Here is a 22511-nt window from a genome sequence, read left to right on the forward strand (position 1 = left end):
TAGGTTGGCTTTACTAGCCGAGTATTAAGGCATGCGGTAAATTAAATTAAAACAACGAATGGACTCTGTTCACAGTGACAAAAACAATTGAACACTACAGCGAAAAAGCACGGCACTACTACGATTTATACAATTCGGTAGAGGCCGAAAGTGTGCACAGTAATTGGAAAGCATTTCTACAAACTGCCAAAAAAGGCAATGCGCTAGACGTAGGTGCAGGAAGCGGCCGCGACGCCAACTGGTTAGCCGAACAAGGGTGGAAAGTAACAGCAGCAGAACCTGCTGATGAGCTAAGAAATTTAGCACAGGCAAATTCACATAACAGTGTTACATGGTGTAACGCCAGCCTACCCGCGCTGAACGCCCTACCCCAACAGCCAAAAACATACGACCTGATACTGCTTTCTGCTGTGTGGATGCACTTGCCAGAAGTTGAACGACCACCAGCATTGAAACGGTTAGCTGAGTTACTTTCAGAAAATGGAGCAATGTACATAAGCCTTCGGTTCGGCCCAAACGATGAAGCACGGCCCATGCACCCCGTTAGTTATGAAGAGTTAGCGACCTTAGCGGAAAGTAACGACCTAAAGGCACGCAACTTAAACCCTGTTCCTGGTAAGGACGGGTTGCAGCGTGATGATGTGAAGTGGGTTACGGTAGAAGTGGTGAAGGGATAATGTCAGGGAAAAATGTCGCAACAACGGATTTAAATGGATGAGTTTATCAAAGTTACTAGAGCGAAAAGGTTTTCAACTCATCGACTCTCAATATACTTCATACCTATATAGTGATGCCGAGCAACAGACTGGCGTTATTCTAGATACGCAGTTTTATGGTAGTGACAAACCTCAATATCGATATCATGAATATACGGGTTGGCAAAATATGCTTATGCATAAATTTACCAAGCTTTATAGATTCATTGATGATCAAGAAGCGGACAATAAATGGCTCTTTGATACCGTTTTAGGTGAAACAAAAGAAGAATACGATTTCAAACAGTATGGAACTGACAGGCACACAAACGAAATAGATCCTACGAAGCCTGAGTATAACTTCGAAAGCCTGTTTGAACAGGTTTATGGTTCTAAGTATCTCTATGCCCTTACACGTGAATATCAGTACATCGACCTGCTTGGTAAAAGTCGCTATGTAGACTACGTACTAAAAACACAAAGCGGTGACATTGCAATTGAATTAAACGGCGAAGCTTTTCATCACCCGCTCGTTATTAATAGAAAACGGTACCTTTCTCAATTGCTTAAACAAAACTCATTAATGAAAGACGGTATAAAAGTCTACCGTTGGTCAAATGCGGGAATGGCCGACGAAAAAAAGTTTGCCGATCAAATTCGTCTATATTTTGGGACGCCCGAAACGTTCTGCGAAAAACCCTCAGCAAGTCAGTTTCGTCATATCAGCTTTTCACTTTTCAAACATCAAGAAGACGCACTATCTGACATACAAAATAATAGGGAAGCGGGAAAGGATACTTTCTTGCTGATACTGCCTACTGGTACAGGCAAGACAGAAGTATTTATTGCAGACCACCATAGGCAGCGGAAGCTGGGACGGGCTAAACGTGCATTGGTCATAGTACCTTTCAAAGACCTTCGCAACCAAACAAAATCACGTTTTCTGGAGCGCAACCCTTCCCTAATAGTATCTTCGGATATAACCGATACCGAAGCAGATGTAATCGTACAAACAACACAAGCCATACAACGAAGCTTCTTTTCTCTTTCATTAGATTACTTTGACTACATTGTGGTGGACGAGGCACACCATGCACCTGCACAAGGTCTTAAAAGAGTTTTAGAGCACTTCAAGCCCAAAACCTTACTCGGTTGTACAGCAACCGATAAACGGCTAGACCAGAAAGATTTAGCTGAGATTTTTGGTAGATATCAAATAAACATGACCCTAGAAGAGGCGATAAAACAAAACCTCTTACCCCCTATACGCGCTTTTCGATTAGAGAGTAATATTGATTTTTCACAAGTACGATTCAATGGGAAAGAATTCGTAAAAAGCGACCTCAACAAGAACGTCATTATCCCTTCTCGAGATCAGCTGATTGTTGACGTTATTTCTAAATACTTTAGCCAAGAAGACACCACTACCCGCCAATCTCTATCTTCACTTCAAGGCGTAATATTTTGCGTAGATGTAAAGCACGCGAATAGGCTTGCAGACCTACTAAATAAACACATGATTAGTGCAGAAGCAGTATCGGCAAACAGCCGCGAAGGCCTTCAAAAATATAAGGATGGGAAGCTACGGTTTTTATGTGCATGTGATTTGTTAAATGAGGGTTGGGACGCCCCCAACACTTCGATTGTCGTAATGGCAAGGCCAACCATGTCCAAAGTGCTTTACATGCAACAGTTGGGAAGAGGCACAAGAAACCACCCGGGCAAAGAAGCGCTTTATGTAGTTGACGTGGTTGATAGTTATGGACCAGTGCTTCAACCATGGAGCTTACACAGTATATTCAATTTAACTGATTACAAGCCTTTCGCTGATGTGTTCAACCCAAACGCAGTACCTGTAGGTGAAGAGATTGTTCTTGACCACCTTCATGAATCCGTAAGAATACTGAGACCCATTAAGCTATTTAATTTTGAGGATGAATTCGGCGACTATGTAAATGATGAACAACTTGCAAGAGAGCTATTTGTTTCCACGGGGACGGTTAAGAACTGGGTGAAAAATCAAAGTATAGCTCCAGACAAGCAGTTGCCGTTTGGCAATAAAATGCTTAACTATTATAAACAAAGTAGAGTTCACGAAATACGCGAAGCGAAAAACCTGAAGCTTCGTAGCGAAGCCACAAGAAGGGATGATTTTCTCGAGTTTTTAGAGCAACGAGATTACACGTTTTCATTCAAAATCATCTTTTTACTTTTGATGCTTAAGCACGCAGATAAAACTGGCGAAGTATCACTTACATTGCTAAGAGATGATTACCAGTCATTTTATAAAGACTTACTGACAAAATACGGTAAAGCAGAAAAACCAAACAGCCCTTTGAATAAAGGGGAGTTTCTAAATGACAAAAAACAGCTAACTAAAAGTATTCTGCAGAATCCATTCGAAAAGTTCGAGCGCAAAAGCTTTATGTACCACGCCAAGGATTTAGACAAACTAGCCTTTGATGCTGTTTTGTGGGAGAAGCTTGAGAGCAGCGACATAGAGTTAATTAGGAGGCAAATGCTTGAGGATGGGAAAAGTTACTTCGATAAAAATGTTGAAGGTGGCGCGTTCAAAAAGGAACTCTTTAGTGAATAGTTTTTTCAATTGATAACTTGGTGAGACTAAGTCGTTTAGAAGCAGAATAATATTAATATTGCTCAAAACTTTTAGCCTGGTATTATTGCTCAGCATTTTTTTAATATAGTGGCTATTGTGAAAACAGGCGAAGTTCTAGTAATCGATTTGTTTGCCGGTCCGGGTGGGTTAGGTGAAGGAATATCTTCTTGTCGACACAAAAATGGAAGTAGTCCATTTCAAATCGGGTTGTCTGTTGAGAAAGATCCGCATGCACATAAAACTCTAACAACAAGAGCATTTTTCAGAAAAGTAAAAGGTTTGCCCGGCGGACTCGATGATTACTATGAATATGTTAGGGGCAATCTTTCCAGAGAAGCTCTTTTTCAACGCTACCCTGAACAAGCGAGAGAAGCGAACATTGAAACTCTAGAGGGGCCAAGAGAGCTAGGCGCTGATAACAACTTAATTCATGAACGTATCCGAGAGTTAACGAAAAAGCATACCGGGCCGACGGTGGTAATCGGGGGACCCCCATGCCAAGCTTACTCTTTGGCAGGAAGATCCCGCAACGCCGGTATCAAAAACTATAAAGCTGAGAAAGATTCCCGTAACTTCCTTTATCTTCAGTATTTGAAAGTGCTGTCCATTGCCAAGCCAAACGTATTTATAATGGAAAACGTTCGCGGAATTCTGTCTGCAAAATTAAACGGCAAAGTCATGTTTCCGCAAATGTTAAAGGATTTAAGAAATCCAAGTAGAGTAACTAAGGTAAAGAATGGTCCCAAATACAAAATATACTCACTTGTTGTAAATGCGGAGAATCCCGACAATCCTCAATATAAAGATTCGAGAGATTTTCTCATAAAATCAGAAGAATATGGTATTCCGCAGGCTCGTCATAGAGTAATTTTAATAGGTGTTAGAGAAGATATAAAAGCTATACCGTCAACACTAAAAAAAGCAGACAATACGATAAGTGTAGAGAGTGTTCTAAGCGATTTACCGCCGCTTAGAAGTGGATTTTCTAAGAAAACCGAGAACGAGCAGCAGGTTTGGACTAGAGTAATCTCAAAGAACGCAAAATACTTAAAAAGATTACTCCAGAAGACTGGTATTTACTCAAAGAAAACTATTGATGATCTAGATATTGAGCCTATTAAGAAGCTGAATAGAGTCGAATCTCAACATGCAAATATCGAAGAAACCAAACTCACATCGCCCCTAAAGGATTGGTTATTGGATGAAAATCTAAAATACGTATTAAATCATGATACTCGGGGTCATATGGAGTCAGATTTGTTACGTTATGCCTTTTGTGCTGTACATGCGAAATTAAATGAAGGTATATCGCCAAAGTCGAGAGACTTTCCAAAAGAGCTAGCACCTAACCATAAAAATTGGGAATCAGGTGATCACGCGGATCGCTTTAGAGTCCAACCGGCAAATTCGTACTCAAAAACAATTACCAGCCATATCGCTAAAGATGGTCATCACTTTGTACACTACGACCCTAAACAGTGCCGGAGCCTTACTGTAAGAGAAGCCGCTCGTTTGCAAACTTTTCCCGATAACTATTATTTTGAAGGTGAAAGAACTAATCAGTATGTTCAGGTTGGAAACGCCGTACCACCGTTTTTAGCAAAACAGATCGGTAAAGTTATAATGGAACTACTGAATTAAGCTATGCAAAGTATGATTCGCTATAGCTTACTCAATAAGTAGAAAATAAAATCTCAACTTAGCTATGCATAACTTGTGAAGTCTTCCTTTTCACTTACCTTTGGTGACAAACATCGGCAGCTTTAAAATCAAAAATTTAAGCTACATAAATATTAATTAATCGATAGCCCTGTACTTCTTTATTGAAAGTTGAAACTCATTGGAATCATAAAAATGGTTTAATTCTTTAGAATTTTTAATAACATTCCACAACTCGGACTTTTTGGCATATTCACCACAGTCGTCACTTAACGAATACCGTTTTATTAAATCATTCATCAAAGAGAGTAACTTAAACAACATATCTTCTAGATCGCCGCTAATGACTTCTTGCTTCCATAGCTTATCTAAAGCAAAGTTAGCTGACTTAGGGTTTCCATCTGTATAAGCATAAATTGCGGCAATAGAGTAAGGAACAGCAGCTGAACGCAGTTGACCAATAGCATTTTTTCCAGCTCCATAGAGCTCTTCCATCTTTCTAAAAAGAATCATTTTAGCTACTAATCGCTCATAAAAATCTCTATTTATCTCAATACCTTCACCCTCTTCAGGCTCCAGCTCTTCTATAAATAATCGAAAGATTTTTTCACCGCCTTTCTTTACTAAGTATGGAATATCACCCCAAGCACAATAATATTTAGCTAGAAGCTCTTTTGTAAAACGCTTACTCGTGGGGAAGTCTCTTTTGAGTTTAGCTGGATTGTTGTCCTTTCTTACTCGTGTATTAAATTCACCTTTTGCTCGCTCAAAGAACCAATAACCGCCAGATGGTGTTATCACGGTTTCACTTAACCTTTTTAACTGAACGAGTTTAGGGCTTCTAGATCTTAAATCTACTCTCGATACCCTTGATTGACTGTTTGAATATTCACTGATTTTTGAAATTAAATCGTCTAGTTCAGAGGTCTTGTTGTTTTTGGCAACGTTTATTTTTGCCATGACTTTAACCTTGGAAATATCCAGTCCCTCTTTACGTGAAAAATAAATACTTGCTGTAGTTTGACCACCATTGACAATTTGAAAGTCTTCCAAAGAGGACAAGTACCAAGACTTCTTCTGGTAATAGACTTTGGCATCAGTAGCTGTAATAGTTAAACCGTTGTTATATGCAATAAACTTTTCTGGCTCATTTTTAATCGTAGATTTGATGCCGCGATTGACGCCTTTAAACTGTAAGAAAGATCTGACATTCTTTTCTAACAGCTGGGAGGAATAGCGCTTGTAAAGGTCAGCGAGCATATCGGCATCCAAAACACAAAGATAGGATTCAAACTCACTTTCCTCCGCAGCTTTAATAACTTCAATGTCCTTGTTAACGACGTCCTTAAACACAACTTTAAGAGGTTTACCTCTTCCTTGAGATACTAGGCAATTGGCTATGTAATTTAAGTCGATTACTCGCCTAACAAATAGGAGTTCTTTTGAAAAAACCTCGCCGTTTTGCTTTACGTTGAATGTTTTGTTTTCTTCTTCGAAATGGATGCTTTTTAAATGTGCCTCGCCACCACGGTTCATTACTGTTATTGACAACGAAACTAAGAATATTTCAATTACATCAAAGGCTTTTAAGCCCTCAATAGACCTTAGTTTAGCAACAAGTGGCTTTACTGGTTCCGAATCTTGTAAGTCATCTAAATTTCCCTTAATCGCAGAAGTGATAAATCTGATGACTTTTTTAAACTCGGTATCATATTCTGAACGCTGAGAAACGAGGATGTCATTGTCACTTTGTGACAGATATTTATCATTAATAATAAAAATCTGTAGTCGCTCGCCGGTAAAATTTATAGTGTACCCATTTAGTTTTAAGTTATCAGCTTCTGAGGAAAAATAAGCGCTGTTGATATCCTCAGAGTCAATTAACTTTGTGTCTACTAAATGAGGTGGTATTTGTTCTAGAAGTGCATATTGCTGAACAAAATCATGCTCATCCTTTGATGCTTCCAGTAACTCGTCTCGAATATCAATAAGGGATTGAAATGACACTAATACTTCTCCGTGTACAAAATAAATTCATTCAAGCTGGAAACATCTAATTTATATTTGACTGAAAATACTTCATCAACAAGCCTGCTTCGAACAATTTTTGGGAATTTTTCGTCTAGACAATTGTAATATGTAACTCTCGATGCTTTATATGAATAGTTTTCGTATCTTTTCAAATTGCGTTCATCTAGTTTCAAGGCAATTAAGCGAGCTATAAACAGCGAGAGGTCGGCACTTTTCTCTAATATAATTTTTTTTATTTTGCTATATAAATCTTCGATAGTTAGACCATTAACGTCTTTTTCAACATTAACGATACAAAGCTCTAAATTTTCTACTGCCCCGGAATCTAATTGAAATTCGCTTGCAATATTTATAGAATTTTGCGTAGAAAGCTTGCTTTTGACCTCAATACTTATATCGCTAAACGTAAAGTCATGAACTGAATCAAAGGGGCCTGTCCAAGCTTCTAAAACTCTGTCAACTTCGATTGCCTTCGAGTTTTTCTCAACAAGTTTTTTCAGAATAAATAGCTCTCCCCAAATTCCTAGAATTGTTTTTTCGCTATATACTTTTTTCTCTAATTTACGAAAAAATTGATTCCATTTGACGAAATTTTCTATCATGCGTTTCGATGCTATCTCAATTGATGACTCTTTACTTATTGCGTTAAACATTGACACTATTAGATCGTCAAATAAATCATCAAATTCTATATCAATTAACTTTATTGCGATCAGCTGTTGCGCGCGGGAATAAGTTAATACAATATTCTCATTCTCTAAAATTTCGATAGATGGCTGAAAATTATCGGGTAAATGGAGAATGAGATAACGGCATTTATCTTTGTCAATGGCTAGAAATAGTTCTAATATACAGAGCTCCGATAACCTAATAGTCTTTAACCCTTTTCCATCCAATATGGCGCTGTCAAGTTGAGCCCACTTACTACTTAAATTCATTAAATATTCACATCATCTGGTAAAGCCGAACCACCTTGCTCAAAGTCGTTACAATCGTCTTCTTCGAGTTCACTCATTTCTTGCAAATTGTAATCGCCTTTTACATATACACCGCTGGGATCTTGGTTACGGCTTATAGGCGGAAATCCTATTGCCAAGCCAATTAGAGGAACACTTAGGTCTATCCCTTTTTCCCTAACCCATGCAGAATACTCTGGAATCTCCTCGCCTTTTTCTTGCCTAAATGAATAATAAGAGTCAAAAAGATACACGATCAAAATACCCTCTTCTGGTGATAGCTTTTCGCGGTAAACTCTTTCTGGAACATTTTTTTGCTTGGCTTTTTCTAGTGCTTCATTCTCACTCAATGAAGGATCCAGCTTCATAAGACCTGAAGCTTGTTCCTTGTAGTATTCAGTGTCAGCCATATTCGCAGTGGTTTCAGTAATTGCAGCTGCCATGTCTCTACCACTAGACATTATGTTTGCAGACTTTGACGTAGCTTTGAAAGTAGAGTTTTTAATTAACTCATCGAAGAAACGTTCTCCGGGCTTTGGCCCACGTCGAACGGCTAAAGTTACATCAATTGGCAAGCCACTTTCAGCAGTACCTAGTTGGCCCAGCCCATTTGAACTTTTGGACGTACCAGTCGTTTTTATCGCAATAGTCCAATTTTGAAGAAGTCCTTTTTCGTTACACTTTTTTATGTACGCAGCCATAAGTTCGCATTTCGTAGGGTCGAAATTATTTTGAGCCTTTAAGATTTCCAGAATTAATTCAGAGTTAACTTGTTTACAAAGTAAAGTTCCCCTCATTTCAGCATCGGCCATTACCGGTGAGAGCTTGGCTTTGAATGCGCTCCAAACATTTGAAATATGGTCCTTTTCAACGTTAATTGATGTACTCATTTGTAAAGAGTCTTGATAGGACCATTTCACCAACTCCGTATTCTTCAAAATAGAAGGCCGTGTAATTTGTAGAACTCCTTCGTGTGTTCTTACTCTTAATTCGAAGTCACTTGGAGTACGGCCCAGATCATCCATTTTTTTAAATTCGGCTTTTAGTTCTTCTACACAAAGAGTTGTCGAGTCATATTTGTCTATTAAATCTTGAGAGGTAAAAAGCTTGCAGCAATCGAGATACCCGGGGCGATAACCAAACCATCGCCCCATTTGCAGTAGCGAATCTGAATAGTTAGTAGTTCGAACAAAATAACTAGTAATTAAACCCTCCAAAGTGAAGCCCCTTGAAAGCCGATTACCTCCTATAGCAATTACTTTTTTAGGATCGCTTTTTTTATAATCTAGCTCATCATTGGTTTGGCTATTCAACGCTAATATATCAATATCTTTAGCGGCATCTATCAATCCAGGTAAGACAGAGTTGAAAGAAGTAGGCGTCATGAATTCATCTACATAACCTTTAGGCAAATACTCCCTAATATTCAAAATTATGTCGTGATAATACCTTCTCCAGACCTTCTCAAATTGCAGATATACAGAGCCAGGTGCATTTGGTTTATCCATTACTAGTCGCGAAATCAAATCTGAGTAATATGTTTTAAGAAGTCTTTTTGTCTTTGACTGCCATGCCGTGAATCTAGATATATGCACAAGCATTGTATTGTGAGGTTGATACAGATTAGACGTAAGCATTTTGGGTTGGCGCAGTTCCCTTACTGCAATACCTAGAATAAAACACATAACAGCCTGCTTAAGTGAATCAGGAAGATTTTTTGGGAATTTATCTATCGCCTTTGCGGCTCTAGTTCCTTTTCTGTAATCAGAGTAGCTAATGAAATGTTTATAAGTACCAAATTTACCGTTCTTTTTTTCCCAATCAGGTTTGGAGTCAAAGCGCTCGACACCAATGACTTCTTCCTCAGCTACTTCTAGTACACGACTTGGAAAGTCATCAGAGTAATCGTCAATAGAAAATACAACCGGCAATTTAGGTACACCCTCATCAGATAGGGTTTCGAAAATTCGTTGAGCACCGACATAGTTAGTTGGCGAGTTCAATTGCACTATAAAGTCATCTGGGAACAAGTTGTTTATCTGGCTGAATTTAACTGACTTATCTTGTTGTTTAGTTTTGTAAGTCAATTCCCATGCATTATCGGGAACATCGTTTCTATCTTGAATTACATTTGCGAATGGCGTTGCTGTATACCCCAAATATGAACGTTTATGAAAAAGATCCAAAAGCGCTCTAATGTGGCCGTTTATCTTTGATGCATATTCCTGCCCTTTGTGTCCCTCATTATTCAAAGATGCATTATCAGCTTCGTCATCTATCAGTAAGAAAGGAGTAGCATGCTTGCTTTCCCCTTCAGATAAATTCTCGTTAATCCAAATGAGTAGATTTTTTAGAATACTGACATTTTTTTTGCATACTAGAATGTTTATAGGCTTCATTGAGAAATTGGCTTTCTCGAGTGGACTGCTAAAGTCTGCATCTTCTGAAGTTATAGAGTTAACTTGCTGGACAGGCGATCCAACATCAATACCAAAAGACTCGATTAGCCCGACCCCTACTTTCCCTTTTTTTCCTTCACCTATTACATCCAATTGTATTCTTTCCTGAGTTTGCACACGCAAATCATCCATAAGACCTGAAAGTACGATAATAAGCCGATAGCCGGCATCAATTGCACGGTTGATTACTGCGTTAAAATTCCCGGTTTTACCTGACTGCACATCGCCTTCAACCAACCCTTTGATCAAAAAGCTGTTTTCATTTTTAGGATCTCCCAGTTTTCCAAGAATTTTTTTCGACGAAGCCTCTATTTCTCGAACTACCGTATCCGCTCTTCCCGTATTAGATAAATGCTTCAAATATCTTGATGTATAGTTCCACTTAATTTCTGCATCTCTAGAGCCATTCAGCCATGTGTCCTTGTTTTTAGATAAAATATTTAGGTCATCTACTGTTGTTACTGTAGTAGCCAAAACTTCCTTTCTTATTGCATCAAAATACTCTTCAAAGGTTTCCTCTGATATTGACGGCCAGCCAGAGAGGTTCGCAATGGCCATCACCGCGTCTTGAGTTTTCTCATATGATTCTTCTAAAAACTTGGACAGTGAGCCTGACGTAAATTCTTTTTGGTGGCGAGCAAATTGATGTCTTATTGCGTTTTGATATTCAAATTGAAAATTTAACATTACTGCTCCAGTAACTTTAAAACATTGCTTGGAAGATTAGTCTCGCTGATTCCGAAGTTTTGTCGTATATGCTCGATAATAAAAGAGTTAGGGAACTCGTGCTCTTTGGCCTTTTCAACAAAGTGTTGAAGCGAGTTAACCTCTTGCTTTGAATAAACTTCATAGTGAGGTTGCCCTTCGTGAATATTTCGGATTTTGTTAGTAGAGTGATTCAACACACGCAGGAGCAAGTTGAAATGGCTTTTTTGCTCCTCATTTAATGACTCCCGCAACATTTCAACTAACGGGTACTCACTATTAATTTCAAGCATAGGCCCTTTATTTGTGTGAACTTTATTGAATAGCGATAAATCAACTTTCTTCTTTCGTTCAGGGAATTTGCGTAAACCTCTATTGGTGTATTCTTTCGTAGCTTCAGTGGTTAGGACGCGAATGTAACCTTCAAATGCCTCTTTTAAGTCATGCGGAATAATAACCGCCGATTTCGCTACGTTAAGATGTAATAGGTGGTCTGCACTATTGCCGATATCAACTCTCAACCTTGCAAGTTGTAGCCTCGGATATTTCTTTATTAGGCCATTCCAACCGCCGTATAAAATCAAACGATTAGCTCTGTATACATATACTCCTTCCATATCAATTAAACTTTTATTTGACGTAGTCCAGCAATTTTTTTCACTTTTTACTTCGTCAAGGGCGATAGACGGAAGTACAAATCCCTCTAACTTGATATTGTCATTACCAAATTGCTTTTGTCTGTATTCGATGCTTCTAAGACCTTTATGAGTCTCGGGAAATGGATTGAAAGACTGGATTAGATGGTTGTTCACCCTAATTTTTAAAGACTTTTTCTTATCTTCAATAAATCTATGAAATACGATACCTAGATGCTCATAAACATTTATTGAAACTTCACGATTTAGCGCTTTTGAACGGTTTTTTTCATTTAAGTAGTCTTCAAACTTATATAGGCCGGACCAAATAATAATTGTGTTCGCTTCGAATCCTTTAATAGGGTCAACATAAGAACTTCTCAATCGAATATAGTCTTGCAGTAAACGGTCTACCTCTGCATCTGAGTTTATTATTAAACGCCACTCTCCGGTTTTCTTTATAAAATCGACATCCCAAGTAAAAGCATGGTAGCGGTCTGTTCCTTTTTTTCGCGATAAAACGGTAAACTTTCTGGACTGTGAAAAAGACGCGGCTTTCATTCCTAATCCAAAACGCCCCAAATCCATCGCGCTTCTCACGTGCTCTGGTGAACTACTCGGAAATTTACAGTTTTGTTCTAACTCTTTTGGGGACATGCCTTCGCCGTTGTCACATATAAAGAGTTGAAAAGGTGACTTTTCAGTGTCTACAAGGATCTCAATACTATCGCAGCCAGCGGTGATTGAGTTATCCGCAAGATCAGCGATTGCAGATTCAAGAGAATAGCCTTGCTCAGAAATTGATTTGATTAGATATTCTGGATTTGGAATTGCGGAAACGTATCTCCGTTCAGCTTTTTTGGATACATTCATTTCAAGCTAACATTCCTTGTAAAACTTCTTCCATTGGCTAAGAACAACAGCCTTACTTTCAAAAATCGAAAGGTAACATATCAGATTTCTCAGTAAAACACATTTACTGGCCTCCTTGAACAGCACCATGAACCATTTTTAGAAAATCAGCAACATGCCCTTTCTTAACTTTCTAAACTGAGCAACTGATAGTGAGAACAGATTATCATCATAGGTGAACGTACAAGCCGATTAAATATGTTTAACCCTTATTAAGTATAAAATTCAATCTTTCGAACATAAGTATTTTTCTTATTGAGTGATTAATAGAGCTCTAGATTTCTTTTCATAATCAAAGCTGACTTAGTCGGCTTTTCGTTATTTTGTAAGTAGCGCAGGTAAAAGCCAGCACTCTTTTAAAGCGACTAAATTCTTCATCGAACACCTCGCGCTATGGTTTTGCCACCCGCTTTTTTTAACACGCTAATCATTAGCGCTAATTGCATTTATAATAGCGGTTAAATAGTTTTTGAAATACATCGACCAGCGTGAGTAGAACATGGCCCATAAAGTACGTTATAAGTTTAAAGGTGTGGCAAAAGAGATAAATTTTTCTTACAGCCGCCATCAAAATATGCATGAAGCCGTGGCCGATGCTGAGGGAATAGACCTTTCCCAGTTCCTGCAAACTGAACAGCAACTTGCTGCTATCAGCAAAGACAAAAAAACCGTAAGAAACTTCAGAGATACCGAATTTGTAAAAATGGGGTTTTCTGATTTGTACTTCTTAAAAAACGGTCAAGAATGATGGTGGGCCCGATAGGGTTCTAACCTCTGACTTTAGGGCGCAAAACGATCAATTAAATTTTCAGGGTCTACCCTCAACCAGCCCATGAAAAGCCTCAATCGCCCTATCAAAGTTTTCATCGTTGTCGAAATAAAGCTGACTTAGTCGGCTTTTCTTTATTTTGTAGGTAGCGCTGGCAAAGGCTAGCGCTTCTCTAAAACTGCTAAACTCTTCGTCGAACACTTTAAACACTTCGCGCTGGGGTTTGGCCACCCGCGTTGTGCTGCCGTTTATTTCATAGTCGAACCCAGCAAATTGAAGGCGTGAAAGGGTTTCTTTGCCTAATCGCATGCCGCCTTTTAGGCTTATTTGAAATGCGGCGTCCATTTCTTCAATTTCTTCCATGCTCCAGTGGTTAAACACCCTAATGGCCTTTTTGTACTTTTCAGCCAAACGCTTTTTTAAGGTGTTTATTCTGGGTTCTAGGGTGCCGTTGTTTTCATCTTTTAGCAGGTCGAAGCATTCATTGCATGAAGGCACGGAAATAAAGTCGGCCTGTAGGTGCCCGCTTTGCCAGTCGTGAATGAATTTTATGGGCGGGATGAAGTCTTGGCGTGCAGTCTCGCAGCCGCAATAGAAGCAGCGCCCGAAGTCTTCTGAATTCACGGCTCGTAGTGGCTGGTAGAATTTTTGGTAATTCTTTACTGACATGCTGCTATTTGCTTGAACGTTGTTGCGAAAAAATAGGGCTATTCGTGGTGGCTACGTTAGCACAGCACGCCATTTGTGAAAGTTAATTGTGGCGCGCTAAAATGAACAAAGCGCCACCTTTTGGCAGCGCTTTGCTTTATAACTTACGGATCACTTAATCACTATTTATAAGTTAACCAGTATTTATGACCTGTTCGGTATAGCCTACAGTCGCGATGGCTTACTGTGTGGGTCGCCTTCAATGTGGTCTTTCGGCCCACGCGGTTTGGGTTTTGCAGCAATGGGCACGTCATCTACGGCTTCCTCTTCAAGATCCCAGCTGCCCTCTTCGCTCCACGGGTCGTCGTCTGGGAACTCGCCTATGTTAATTTCTTTTACCGAGTAGTCGGGCTGGTAACGCATGTCGTAGTTTGCGGCCCGTACAATTGAAATGCACAGCATAAAGGCAACAGCTAATAGTGGTACGCCCCCTATTATTGATGCGGTTTGCAGGGTTTCTAACCCGCCTACAAACATAAGCACTATGGGCATGAAAGATAGCGCAAAGGCCCAGAATAAACGGTTCCAGCGCAGTGGCTCTTCGTCTACTTCTTTTTGTACTACAGCCGCCAAAATGTACGAAATGGAATCGAACGTTGTGGCGGTAAATATAAGCGCCAATAGCGTGAATACAGAAATCACTAAATAATCGAGTGGCAGCGTATGCAGCATGGCAAAAATAGCCGCTGTTGGGCTTTGTTGGTTCAGTATGGTAACTACGTCTAGTTCACCCGATAGCTGTAGGTACAGGCCGTAATTGCCCATTACCATGAAGAATAAGAAGCATCCCATAGTACCGAAGAACATAGAGCCTGCCACCATAGTACGAATGGTACGCCCCCTTGAAATACGCGCAATGAAAAGCCCGACGCTAGGTGCAAATACCAGCCACCATGCCCAATAGAATATAGTCCAGTCTTGTGGGAAGTGGGTGTTTTCAAAACCGTTAAATTCAGCGAAGGGCTCTAGCCATGTGGCCATTTTAATGATGTTACTCATTACCCGGCCAAGGGCGTCTAGGCCGGTATTGGCCATAAATAGTGTGGGCCCAACAATGAAGATAAATAGCAGTAACCCTACGGCCAGCCAAAAGTTAATGTCTGACAGCAGCTTAATGCCTTTTTTAAGGCCAACATACGCGCTGTAGCCGAATATGGCGGTACAGGTGATTAGCACCAACACCTGTGTAGTTAGCGATTTAGGTACCCCGAATAGTTCGTGTACCCCTTCGTTTATCATAGGTGCCGCTAAGCCTAGCGTGGTGGCCCCGCCACCTAACATGCCGAAAATAAAGCTGATATCGATAATTTTACCTAGCCAGCCGTGGGCCATTTTCTCGCCTATTACCGGCATAAGGGCTTCGGATATTTTAAGTACGCTGTGATTTCGTACGTAGTAGAAGTAGGCAATAGGTACCGCAGGAATAAGATAAATCGCCCAGGCTAACGGCCCCCAGTGGAATATGCCGTAGGCCGCGGCCCATTTTGCGGCTTCTGGGGTTTCGCCTTCTATGTGAAACGGCGGCGCTTGGTAGTAGTACACCCACTCAATCATTGACCAGTACAAGATAGACGCCCCAATACCGGCGCAAAACAGCATGGCTGCCCAGGATACCGGCGAGAACTCAGGCTTTTCTTCAGGCTCGCCCAGTTTTATTTGGCCAATATCGCTGAACATGATGTACACCATAAAACCACCTGCACCCACACCGAGTAACAGGTATAAAACGCCAAGTTTATTTGTAACGAACTCTTTAGCCGTGGCTACCCACTGGGCGCCTTGGTCGGGCCAAATGATAAGGGGGATGGTGACAGAAAGAAGAAGAATAAGAGAACCAAAAAAGGTCGGCTTATCAATTACGCTAAACGCGGTTTCCTGTTCAGTGCTAGCCTTTGATGAGGCTGCATCTCGGGTATTACTACTCATACACGATCCTTTGTTTTATTTTTATAGATGCCATTATGCTGTACCGCTTTAAACGGGCAATCTTCGAAAACAGTTTATCAGAATAGTGTTGTATGTGTGGCGATGGTTGCTTTTATGCGCATGCAGCTTAGGCGGGCTTAGTCGCTACAATGTTATAAGCAGGCCACACTAGCGACGTATCTCTCTTAGTACACATGCTGGCCTACAGCGTTTTTTGAACTATGTGCCCCTCATCAAATACTGGTGTTATGGTATAGCGTATGGCATTTCGGCCGTTAAGTGCCTTTAGCGCTTGCAACATGCCTTGCGCGTATTCACTGTTATGGATTACCTCTACCTTCAGCATGTGCCGCCCACCGGCAACTTGCTCGGCCTTGTTCAGATGGGCGCTCTCCCGGCTAAAACCAAAACACGTAGATACAGTAAAACCGCTCACACCATCTAACTGAATAAGGCAATCTACCACATCAGCCTCCATTTCTTTGTCGATGAACAACGTAAGTAGCTGGGATTTATCCATTTTGACGGCGCTCCAAGTAGTGATAGCCAATAGGTAAAAGATATAGTGTGATAAGCGTGGATGAAATTAACCCGCCAATTACGACTATTGCCAGCGGCTTTTGAATTTCAGCGCCAGGCCCTGATGCAAACGCCAAAGGTAATAAGCCAAACATTGCCGTGGTTGCGGTCATTAAAATAGGGCGTAATCGTGATACCGCTCCGCTTGCTACGCGCTCAGATAGCGATAACGACTGCCTTTTCAATGATTCGTAATGCGACACCATTACCACGCCGTTTAGCACTGCCACACCGAGTAGCGCTATAAAGCCCACTGAAGCCGGAACCGAAATGTATTCGCCGGTAATAAACAGTGCGTAAACGCCGCCCATTACTGCAAAAGGCACGTTGGCCATAATCAGTGCAGCCAGTTTCAGCGAACCAAAAATAGTAAACAATATCAGTACAATAACAGCGATTACCAAAGGTATTACCGTAAGCAGGTTATTCGTAGCGCGTATTTGGTTTTCAAATTCGCCGCCGTACTCTATGGCATAGCCCGATGGTAAAGACACGCTAGAACGAACAGCCTTTTGCGTTGCCTCAACAAACCCCACTAAATCTCGGCCTTCAACATTTGTGGTTACAACAGCAAAGCGCATAGCCTTTTCTCGTTCAATAACTGCTGGGCCCTGTGTGCGGGTAATGTTTGCAATAGCAGAGAGCATTAGCTCTTGGCCCGAGGGCATAAGTACCATCATGCTGTTAAGTACATCTGGTGATAGAATAGCGGCCTGCCCCTGCTCTAACTCGCCAAAGTAAATTGGCGTGCGCACTCTGCCTTTTATTACTTCTCCCACCTGAATGCCGGTAACCTGCATTTTTAGATAGCGTGAAAGTGCCGCGTTGGTCATTCCAAACGCCATGGCCACACCTGGTTTGGGAATAATGCTAAGAAAGTCACCGCCTTCAATTAGCGTGGCATTCGTGTCTACTGCGCCCTCTTGCTTTCGCACAACGTTAGCCACGTTATTTGCAATATCCGACAGTGTTTGCATGTCAGCGCCAAAAATTTTGATGGCCACCATACCCGTTGTGCCGGTAAGCATTTCAGACACGCGCATTTGGATAGGCTGTGTAAAGCCAACGTTTATACCCGGGTATGCCTGAAGCGATTCTCGTATAGCCGCTTCCAGCGCTTGCTTATTGCTAAAGCGCCAGGTATCTGAGGGTGCAAGCTGCATAAATACGTCGGTTTCATTTAAGCTCATGGGATCTAGCCCCAATTCGTCTGAGCCTGTTCGCGCTACAACTTGCTCTATCTCTGGAAACGACGCTAACAGCATACGCTCTATTTGTTTGTCTATTTCAAGTGATGATGAGAGTGATATGGTTGGCGACTTTTCAAATTGCACAATAATATCGCCTTCATCCATGACCGGCATGAAGGTTTTGCCCGCTATCGAGAACAAAAGACCGCTTAAAACCAATAAACTAAGTGCCACTACGCCTGTTAATTTAGCGTGATTGAGGACGAACGTTAAAGAGCGTCGATAGGCTAACTGAAGAGATTGCAAATACCCCGGCACACCCCCGTCTTTGGACGAAAGTAAAAACGAAGCAACCACGGGAATAAGGGTAAATGCGGTGACCAGTGACGCAATCATGGCGTAAACAATGGTGGTAGCTACCGGTGAAAACAATTTACCTTCTAGCCCGGTTAACGTTAGAAGGGGCATGAATACCACGATAACAATAACGGTGCCTGCAATTACTGGTATCGCTACCTCGCGGGTGGCACGATACACCAAATGAAGGCGAGGTAACGGTTTATTCACGCCAAGCTGCGATAGGGTATTTTCAACCACAACCACCGACGCATCTACCAGCATACCAATTGCAATGACCAACCCGCCCAGGCTCATCAAGTTCGCTGTAATGCCCGTCATACTCATAGCAAGAAACGTAAGCAGCACAACAATAGGAATAACCAGCGCAACCACGAAAGACGCGCGCAGATTGCCAAGAAATACAGCCAATACAACAATAACGATAAGCACAGCTTGTGTGAGCGCATTGGTAAGGGTGCCAACAGCGGTATCGATTAACGTTTTACGGTTGTAAAAAACGTTAAGCTCGGTCCCTTCTGGCAGCGTAGTTTTCAGCGCATTCAGCTTATGCATTACTCCTTCAACAACACTCGCTGTGTTGCTGTCTTTCAGAGCAACAATTAAGGCCTGGGTAGTTTCTTCTCCGTTTCGGGTTACCCCGCCATAGCGCGTAAGGCTGCCAAGAGAAAGCGTACCCAGGTCAGATAACTTTATCGACTGTCCGCCTACGTTACCTACTACTAACTCTGCGAGTTCTTCAAGGCTTGTCGCGCGGCTTTGCGTTCTGATCACAAGTGAGTCGGCGCCTGCTCGCACTCGCCCAACGCTTCCATTCATATTGGCTTCGGCCAGTGCTGTTTCGAGTTGATTTAAACTAAACCCATAGGCAACTAAGCGCGATAAATCGGGCGCAAACTGAAATGTTCGAGTAAACCCACCTAACACGTTCACATCGGCAACGCCGGCCACGGTACGAAGCACAGGGCGTATTTGCCAATCGAGGATATGCTTGCGTTCTTGCAGTGATAAACTTGGGTTTTCAATGGTGAACATAAACATTTCAGACAAAGGGGTACTCATAGGGGCGAGCCCGCCTTCAGCAATAGCTGGCAGTAAATTGGCCACACTTGCTAAGCGTGCGCTTACTTGCTGCCTAGCCCAATAGATATCTGTACCTTGTTCAAAATCTAGCGTTATGGATGTAATGGCGTATTTCGTGGTTGAACGCAAAATGGTTTGATGTGGGATACCTAGCAGCTCGGTTTCTATGGGCTGGGTTATTTGCGCTTCTACTTCTTCTGCGGTCATGCCATTTGCTTTCATGATGACCTTAACTTGTGTTGGCGATATATCAGGAAATGCATCGACAGGCAGGTTCAACCATGCGTTAATTCCAAAAGCAACAAGCCCAATAAAAGCGCTAAGTACAAACAATCTCTGTACAAGTGAAAACTGTATTATGCGGGCTATCACTCCATCTCTCCTAGTCCAATAAGTACACCTTGCACTGCACTTACCGATGAGGAAAGCACCGGCTGGTTATTAAGCTGTGGCGTTGCTTTGATTAAGAGCACGTCTGATCCACTTTGCCCAACTACCTCCACGGGGACAACGTTAAGCACGTTACCAGAGCGCACGAATACCGACGATTGGCCGTTCAGGTAAAACACGCTTTGTCCTGGAACTTTCAGGACGTTAAGCTGAAAATAACCGCTGACTTGCGCGCGCTGGCCTAATTTCAGGTTGCAGCTTTCAGGCAGTGGCTCAGACCACACTGAAGTAAGATACTCGTTAACTACTGCGTCTATACGCGCAACTTGAACTTGGCAGTTCGCGGTGTCTAATGCTGATATTTGGCTTGCTTCATGGGCGCTTACCATGGTCTTAATTCTGAGTGAACTATTGCTGATTATGCTGCCTAACCGCGTTGCTTCCTCGTCTTTTTCACCGTTTGCATATAAAAATAAGCCTGCCTCTGGTGCAATTAAATATCCGATATCGTCATCATCATCTGACACAAACATTTCAGCAAAATGGTCTAAGTGCCCCCAGGCAAGTTTTGCGTCGTAATAATCTTGCGCTATAGAAAACCAGGTGGACTGTGATATAGCGTTTGATTCAAATAAGGGCTTGTTCGCATTAAAACGTTTCTGGCTAATATGAAGCAAAGCAGTTTTTGCTTTTAAATTTTCAGTAAAATGATGTACTTCACTGCCTTTTAGCATCGCTAACCTCTGCCCTTTGGTTACGGCTGAGCCATCGGCTACAAGATATTGCACCTGCTGCGGCGTCATTGGTGCCATAAGGTGTAATTGGGAGCCCGGAAAAGGCGCTACAATGCCCGTCGATACCGCCTTTTGCACGCTTTGTGACGGCACTGCGTTGACGTAGGTTAAATTTAACTTTCCAAGGCTGTCGATTGAGATTTCGGTCTGAGCTACAGCAGGCAGCAGAAACAAACTTGTGAAAACAAAGGTGAATAATTTCAAAGCGTAACTCCTGCGATTTGATTAACTTTTGATATCGCTTCAGCGCGACGTAGACGATTCAGTGACAGCGTTAGCTTAAGCTCCTGCTGTGCGATAAGTTGCTCTAACCAAAATGTTTTGGGCATGACGCTACCTTGCTGTTGGTACAGGTCGGTGATCTCTACGCCCAATTCAACCTGACTCTCCAGATTGTTAGTAGCTTCAGTAAGATAGTTAACCTGTTGCACAGCGTTATTGAGCTGCGTTTGTAGGCGTGTGTACGTTTCGGCTAATGCTTCGGTAAGTTCGTCGCGCGTTGCTTTCCATGAGGCATAATTGTTAGCAGAACTGCCCTCGCCCATTGGCAACGGAATATTTATACTGACACCAAGCAGATTTTCATTGCCCGCTGGCCCTCTAAGTTGCCTTGCTATAACTCCCAGCACCCAGGGCGAAAGTGATTGATCAGACTGCGCCAAGTTAATATCAATCTGAGATTGAGTTAATGTAAGTAGCCTTAGTTCAGGGTGTGTTTGCAGTTTATTCTCAAGATCACCGGCTAAGGCTTCAGTCATTTGCTCCGGTAATACGTCCGTACCCGTGACTTGTTTGTATTGTTTCTGCGCTTTTTCTAACGCCATTTGCGCTTTTTTCAAAGCCAATTGCTGTGAAAGTTTTTCCTGCTGCCACCGCAATAAGGCGATGCGGTCGAGCTCGCCAGTGTTTGCTAAGCGTGCTATTACATCGTCTAATGAAGCTATCCACTCTTGCTTTTTTAAAAGCCCATCTACTTCGGCTTTTGCAAAAAGACGCTGCCACAGTGCCTCTCTTATTAAACCGCTTGTCATGAGTCTGAACCGCGTTTCCTGAAGATTATCCAGCGCGTTGGTAATAGACAACTGCTGAGCGTCTAGCTCTCTGCCTGCAGGTGACCGAAAGGGTAAAAATACCCCTACCTCATATTCATCTGTACCACCTTGTGTATCGCTTGGCAGTGCAATAAGCTGCAAAGAGGCTGGCCCCTGTAACCAACGATTGATGCTTTGTACGTTATGCTGCAGTTTTTCAGGGTTAACGTTATAGATTTGCTTTAAGCGCTGTGTAGTATTATTGGTGATAGCACTTAACGTTTCAGCCGCCACGCTGCTGATTGTAAATAAGCTCGATACGAGAAAACTTAAAAGGATGAACAGATAACGGGTATTCATACGCAAACGCCAGAGAAACTAATATCTATAGTATTCTCCTTTATGTGTCTTATCGTCATTAGACATATGTCCCATGAAGCCTTAACTAGCTGTTTTTAAAGAAAATGAAAGATAAAGTAATTACTAGCCTTTTACTGCTCATCATGTTTTTAAACTTCAGAGATGTCATGGTCGATTTGTCATTGAATGTGCCTACTTCACACATTATTGAGGAATCTATGATTGTGTTACTTGCGGGTTTGATGGCTGTTTATCTCATCTTTGATATGCGTAGACGTACCCGAAAAACGAAACTGTTACTCGCTGAGCTTAATACCGCCAATGCACGATTGAGCTCTATGAATAACAAGCTGCGAAATGTGAAAGCGCAATACTTACACGAGGTCGAAAACCAGTTCAATGATTGGAGCTTAACCCCGAGCGAAAAAGAGGTAGCCTTATTCATGCTAAAAGGCTTAAGCACGCAAGAAATTGCAGCGGCAAGAAATACAAAAGAGAAAACCGTTAGACAACAAGCATCGGCAGTTTACGCAAAGTCTCAACTTGACGGGCGCTATGCACTAGCCGCTTGGTTTTTTGAAGATATTCTTCAACAAGAAGATAAAGCGGCATAGCTCTTCGAATAAAGACAAACCCAATTGTTGAATGAGTCGAA

Annotated in this window: 15 protein-coding genes; 5 read left to right on the forward strand and 10 right to left on the reverse strand. The window is 41.7% G+C overall.

The annotated features are described in order from the left end of the window. Nucleotides 1-74 precede the first annotated feature (74 nt). The 3 genes from F0261_RS01050 to F0261_RS01060 all read left to right on the forward strand — a co-directional run bounded on the left by F0261_RS01050 (nucleotide 75) and on the right by F0261_RS01060 (nucleotide 4953). Nucleotides 75-677, forward strand: a complete 603-nt coding sequence (locus F0261_RS01050) for a class I SAM-dependent methyltransferase (protein WP_367613844.1) — start codon at nucleotides 75-77, stop codon at nucleotides 675-677. A gap of 37 nt (nucleotides 678-714) precedes the next feature. Next, complete coding sequence (locus tag F0261_RS01055) at nucleotides 715-3291, forward strand: DEAD/DEAH box helicase (RefSeq protein ID WP_171336982.1); 2577 nt, start codon at nucleotides 715-717, stop codon at nucleotides 3289-3291. A gap of 117 nt (nucleotides 3292-3408) precedes the next feature. Further along, nucleotides 3409-4953 carry a DNA (cytosine-5-)-methyltransferase gene (locus F0261_RS01060; protein WP_171336983.1) on the forward strand — a complete coding sequence of 515 codons (1545 nt, stop codon included), beginning with the start codon at nucleotides 3409-3411 and terminating at the stop codon, nucleotides 4951-4953. A 156-nt stretch (nucleotides 4954-5109) separates the two neighbouring features. Here the strand turns inward: F0261_RS01060 and F0261_RS20180 are convergent, their stop codons facing one another. The 4 genes from F0261_RS20180 to F0261_RS01080 are packed head-to-tail and all read right to left on the reverse strand — an operon-like array spanning nucleotide 5110 to nucleotide 12630. After that, nucleotides 5110-6978, reverse strand: coding sequence for an AIPR family protein (locus tag F0261_RS20180; protein ID WP_171336984.1), 1869 nt, complete (start codon nucleotides 6976-6978; stop codon nucleotides 5110-5112). Continuing rightward, nucleotides 6978-7940, reverse strand: coding sequence for a PD-(D/E)XK motif protein (locus F0261_RS01070; protein WP_171336985.1), 963 nt, complete (start codon nucleotides 7938-7940; stop codon nucleotides 6978-6980). The genes F0261_RS20180 and F0261_RS01070 overlap by 1 nt, the downstream gene beginning before the upstream one ends. Beyond that, nucleotides 7940-11104, reverse strand: a complete 3165-nt coding sequence (locus F0261_RS01075; protein WP_171336986.1) for a Z1 domain-containing protein — start codon at nucleotides 11102-11104, stop codon at nucleotides 7940-7942. Before F0261_RS01075 ends, F0261_RS01070 begins: the two co-directional genes overlap by 1 nt. Continuing rightward, on the reverse strand, nucleotides 11104-12630 hold the full coding sequence (locus F0261_RS01080; protein WP_171336987.1) for an ATP-binding protein: 1527 nt from the start codon (nucleotides 12628-12630) through the stop codon (nucleotides 11104-11106). The genes F0261_RS01075 and F0261_RS01080 overlap by 1 nt, the downstream gene beginning before the upstream one ends. Before the next feature lie 538 nt (nucleotides 12631-13168). On the opposite strand from F0261_RS01080, the gene F0261_RS01085 reads away from it, so the two are divergent. Continuing rightward, complete coding sequence (locus F0261_RS01085) at nucleotides 13169-13417, forward strand: DUF2960 family protein (RefSeq protein ID WP_071950446.1); 249 nt, start codon at nucleotides 13169-13171, stop codon at nucleotides 13415-13417. A 60-nt stretch (nucleotides 13418-13477) separates the two neighbouring features. Here the strand turns inward: F0261_RS01085 and F0261_RS01090 are convergent, their stop codons facing one another. From F0261_RS01090 to F0261_RS01115, 6 genes are all read right to left on the reverse strand, one after another. Then, nucleotides 13478-14107 carry a hypothetical protein gene (locus F0261_RS01090; RefSeq protein WP_171336988.1) on the reverse strand — a complete coding sequence of 210 codons (630 nt, stop codon included), beginning with the start codon at nucleotides 14105-14107 and terminating at the stop codon, nucleotides 13478-13480. 204 nt (nucleotides 14108-14311) lie between these two features. Beyond that, on the reverse strand, nucleotides 14312-16072 hold the full coding sequence (locus F0261_RS01095) for a BCCT family transporter (RefSeq protein WP_171336989.1): 1761 nt from the start codon (nucleotides 16070-16072) through the stop codon (nucleotides 14312-14314). Between the two features lie 202 nt (nucleotides 16073-16274). Continuing rightward, a complete protein-coding gene (locus F0261_RS01100; RefSeq protein ID WP_171336990.1) occupies nucleotides 16275-16592 on the reverse strand; it encodes a DUF3240 family protein in 318 nt (105 codons plus the stop codon). Then, nucleotides 16585-19653 (reverse strand): efflux RND transporter permease subunit, encoded by a 3069-nt coding sequence (locus tag F0261_RS01105; RefSeq protein ID WP_171336991.1) that lies wholly within the window; start codon nucleotides 19651-19653, stop codon nucleotides 16585-16587. Before F0261_RS01105 ends, F0261_RS01100 begins: the two co-directional genes overlap by 8 nt. Then, entirely contained in the window at nucleotides 19650-20669 is a 1020-nt protein-coding gene (locus F0261_RS01110) for a hypothetical protein (RefSeq protein ID WP_171336992.1), read from the reverse strand. Before F0261_RS01110 ends, F0261_RS01105 begins: the two co-directional genes overlap by 4 nt. Then, nucleotides 20666-21856, reverse strand: coding sequence for a TolC family protein (locus F0261_RS01115; protein ID WP_171336993.1), 1191 nt, complete (start codon nucleotides 21854-21856; stop codon nucleotides 20666-20668). The genes F0261_RS01110 and F0261_RS01115 overlap by 4 nt, the downstream gene beginning before the upstream one ends. 104 nt (nucleotides 21857-21960) lie before the next feature. Here F0261_RS01115 and F0261_RS01120 point away from each other — a divergent pair, with 104 nt between their 5' ends. Beyond that, entirely contained in the window at nucleotides 21961-22470 is a 510-nt protein-coding gene (locus F0261_RS01120) for a LuxR C-terminal-related transcriptional regulator (RefSeq protein ID WP_039222446.1), read from the forward strand. Nucleotides 22471-22511: the final 41 nt, after the last annotated feature.

The sequence above is a fragment of the Alteromonas sp. 07-89-2 genome (assembly GCF_013113925.1).
GTDB lineage: Bacteria > Pseudomonadota > Gammaproteobacteria > Enterobacterales > Alteromonadaceae > Alteromonas > Alteromonas macleodii.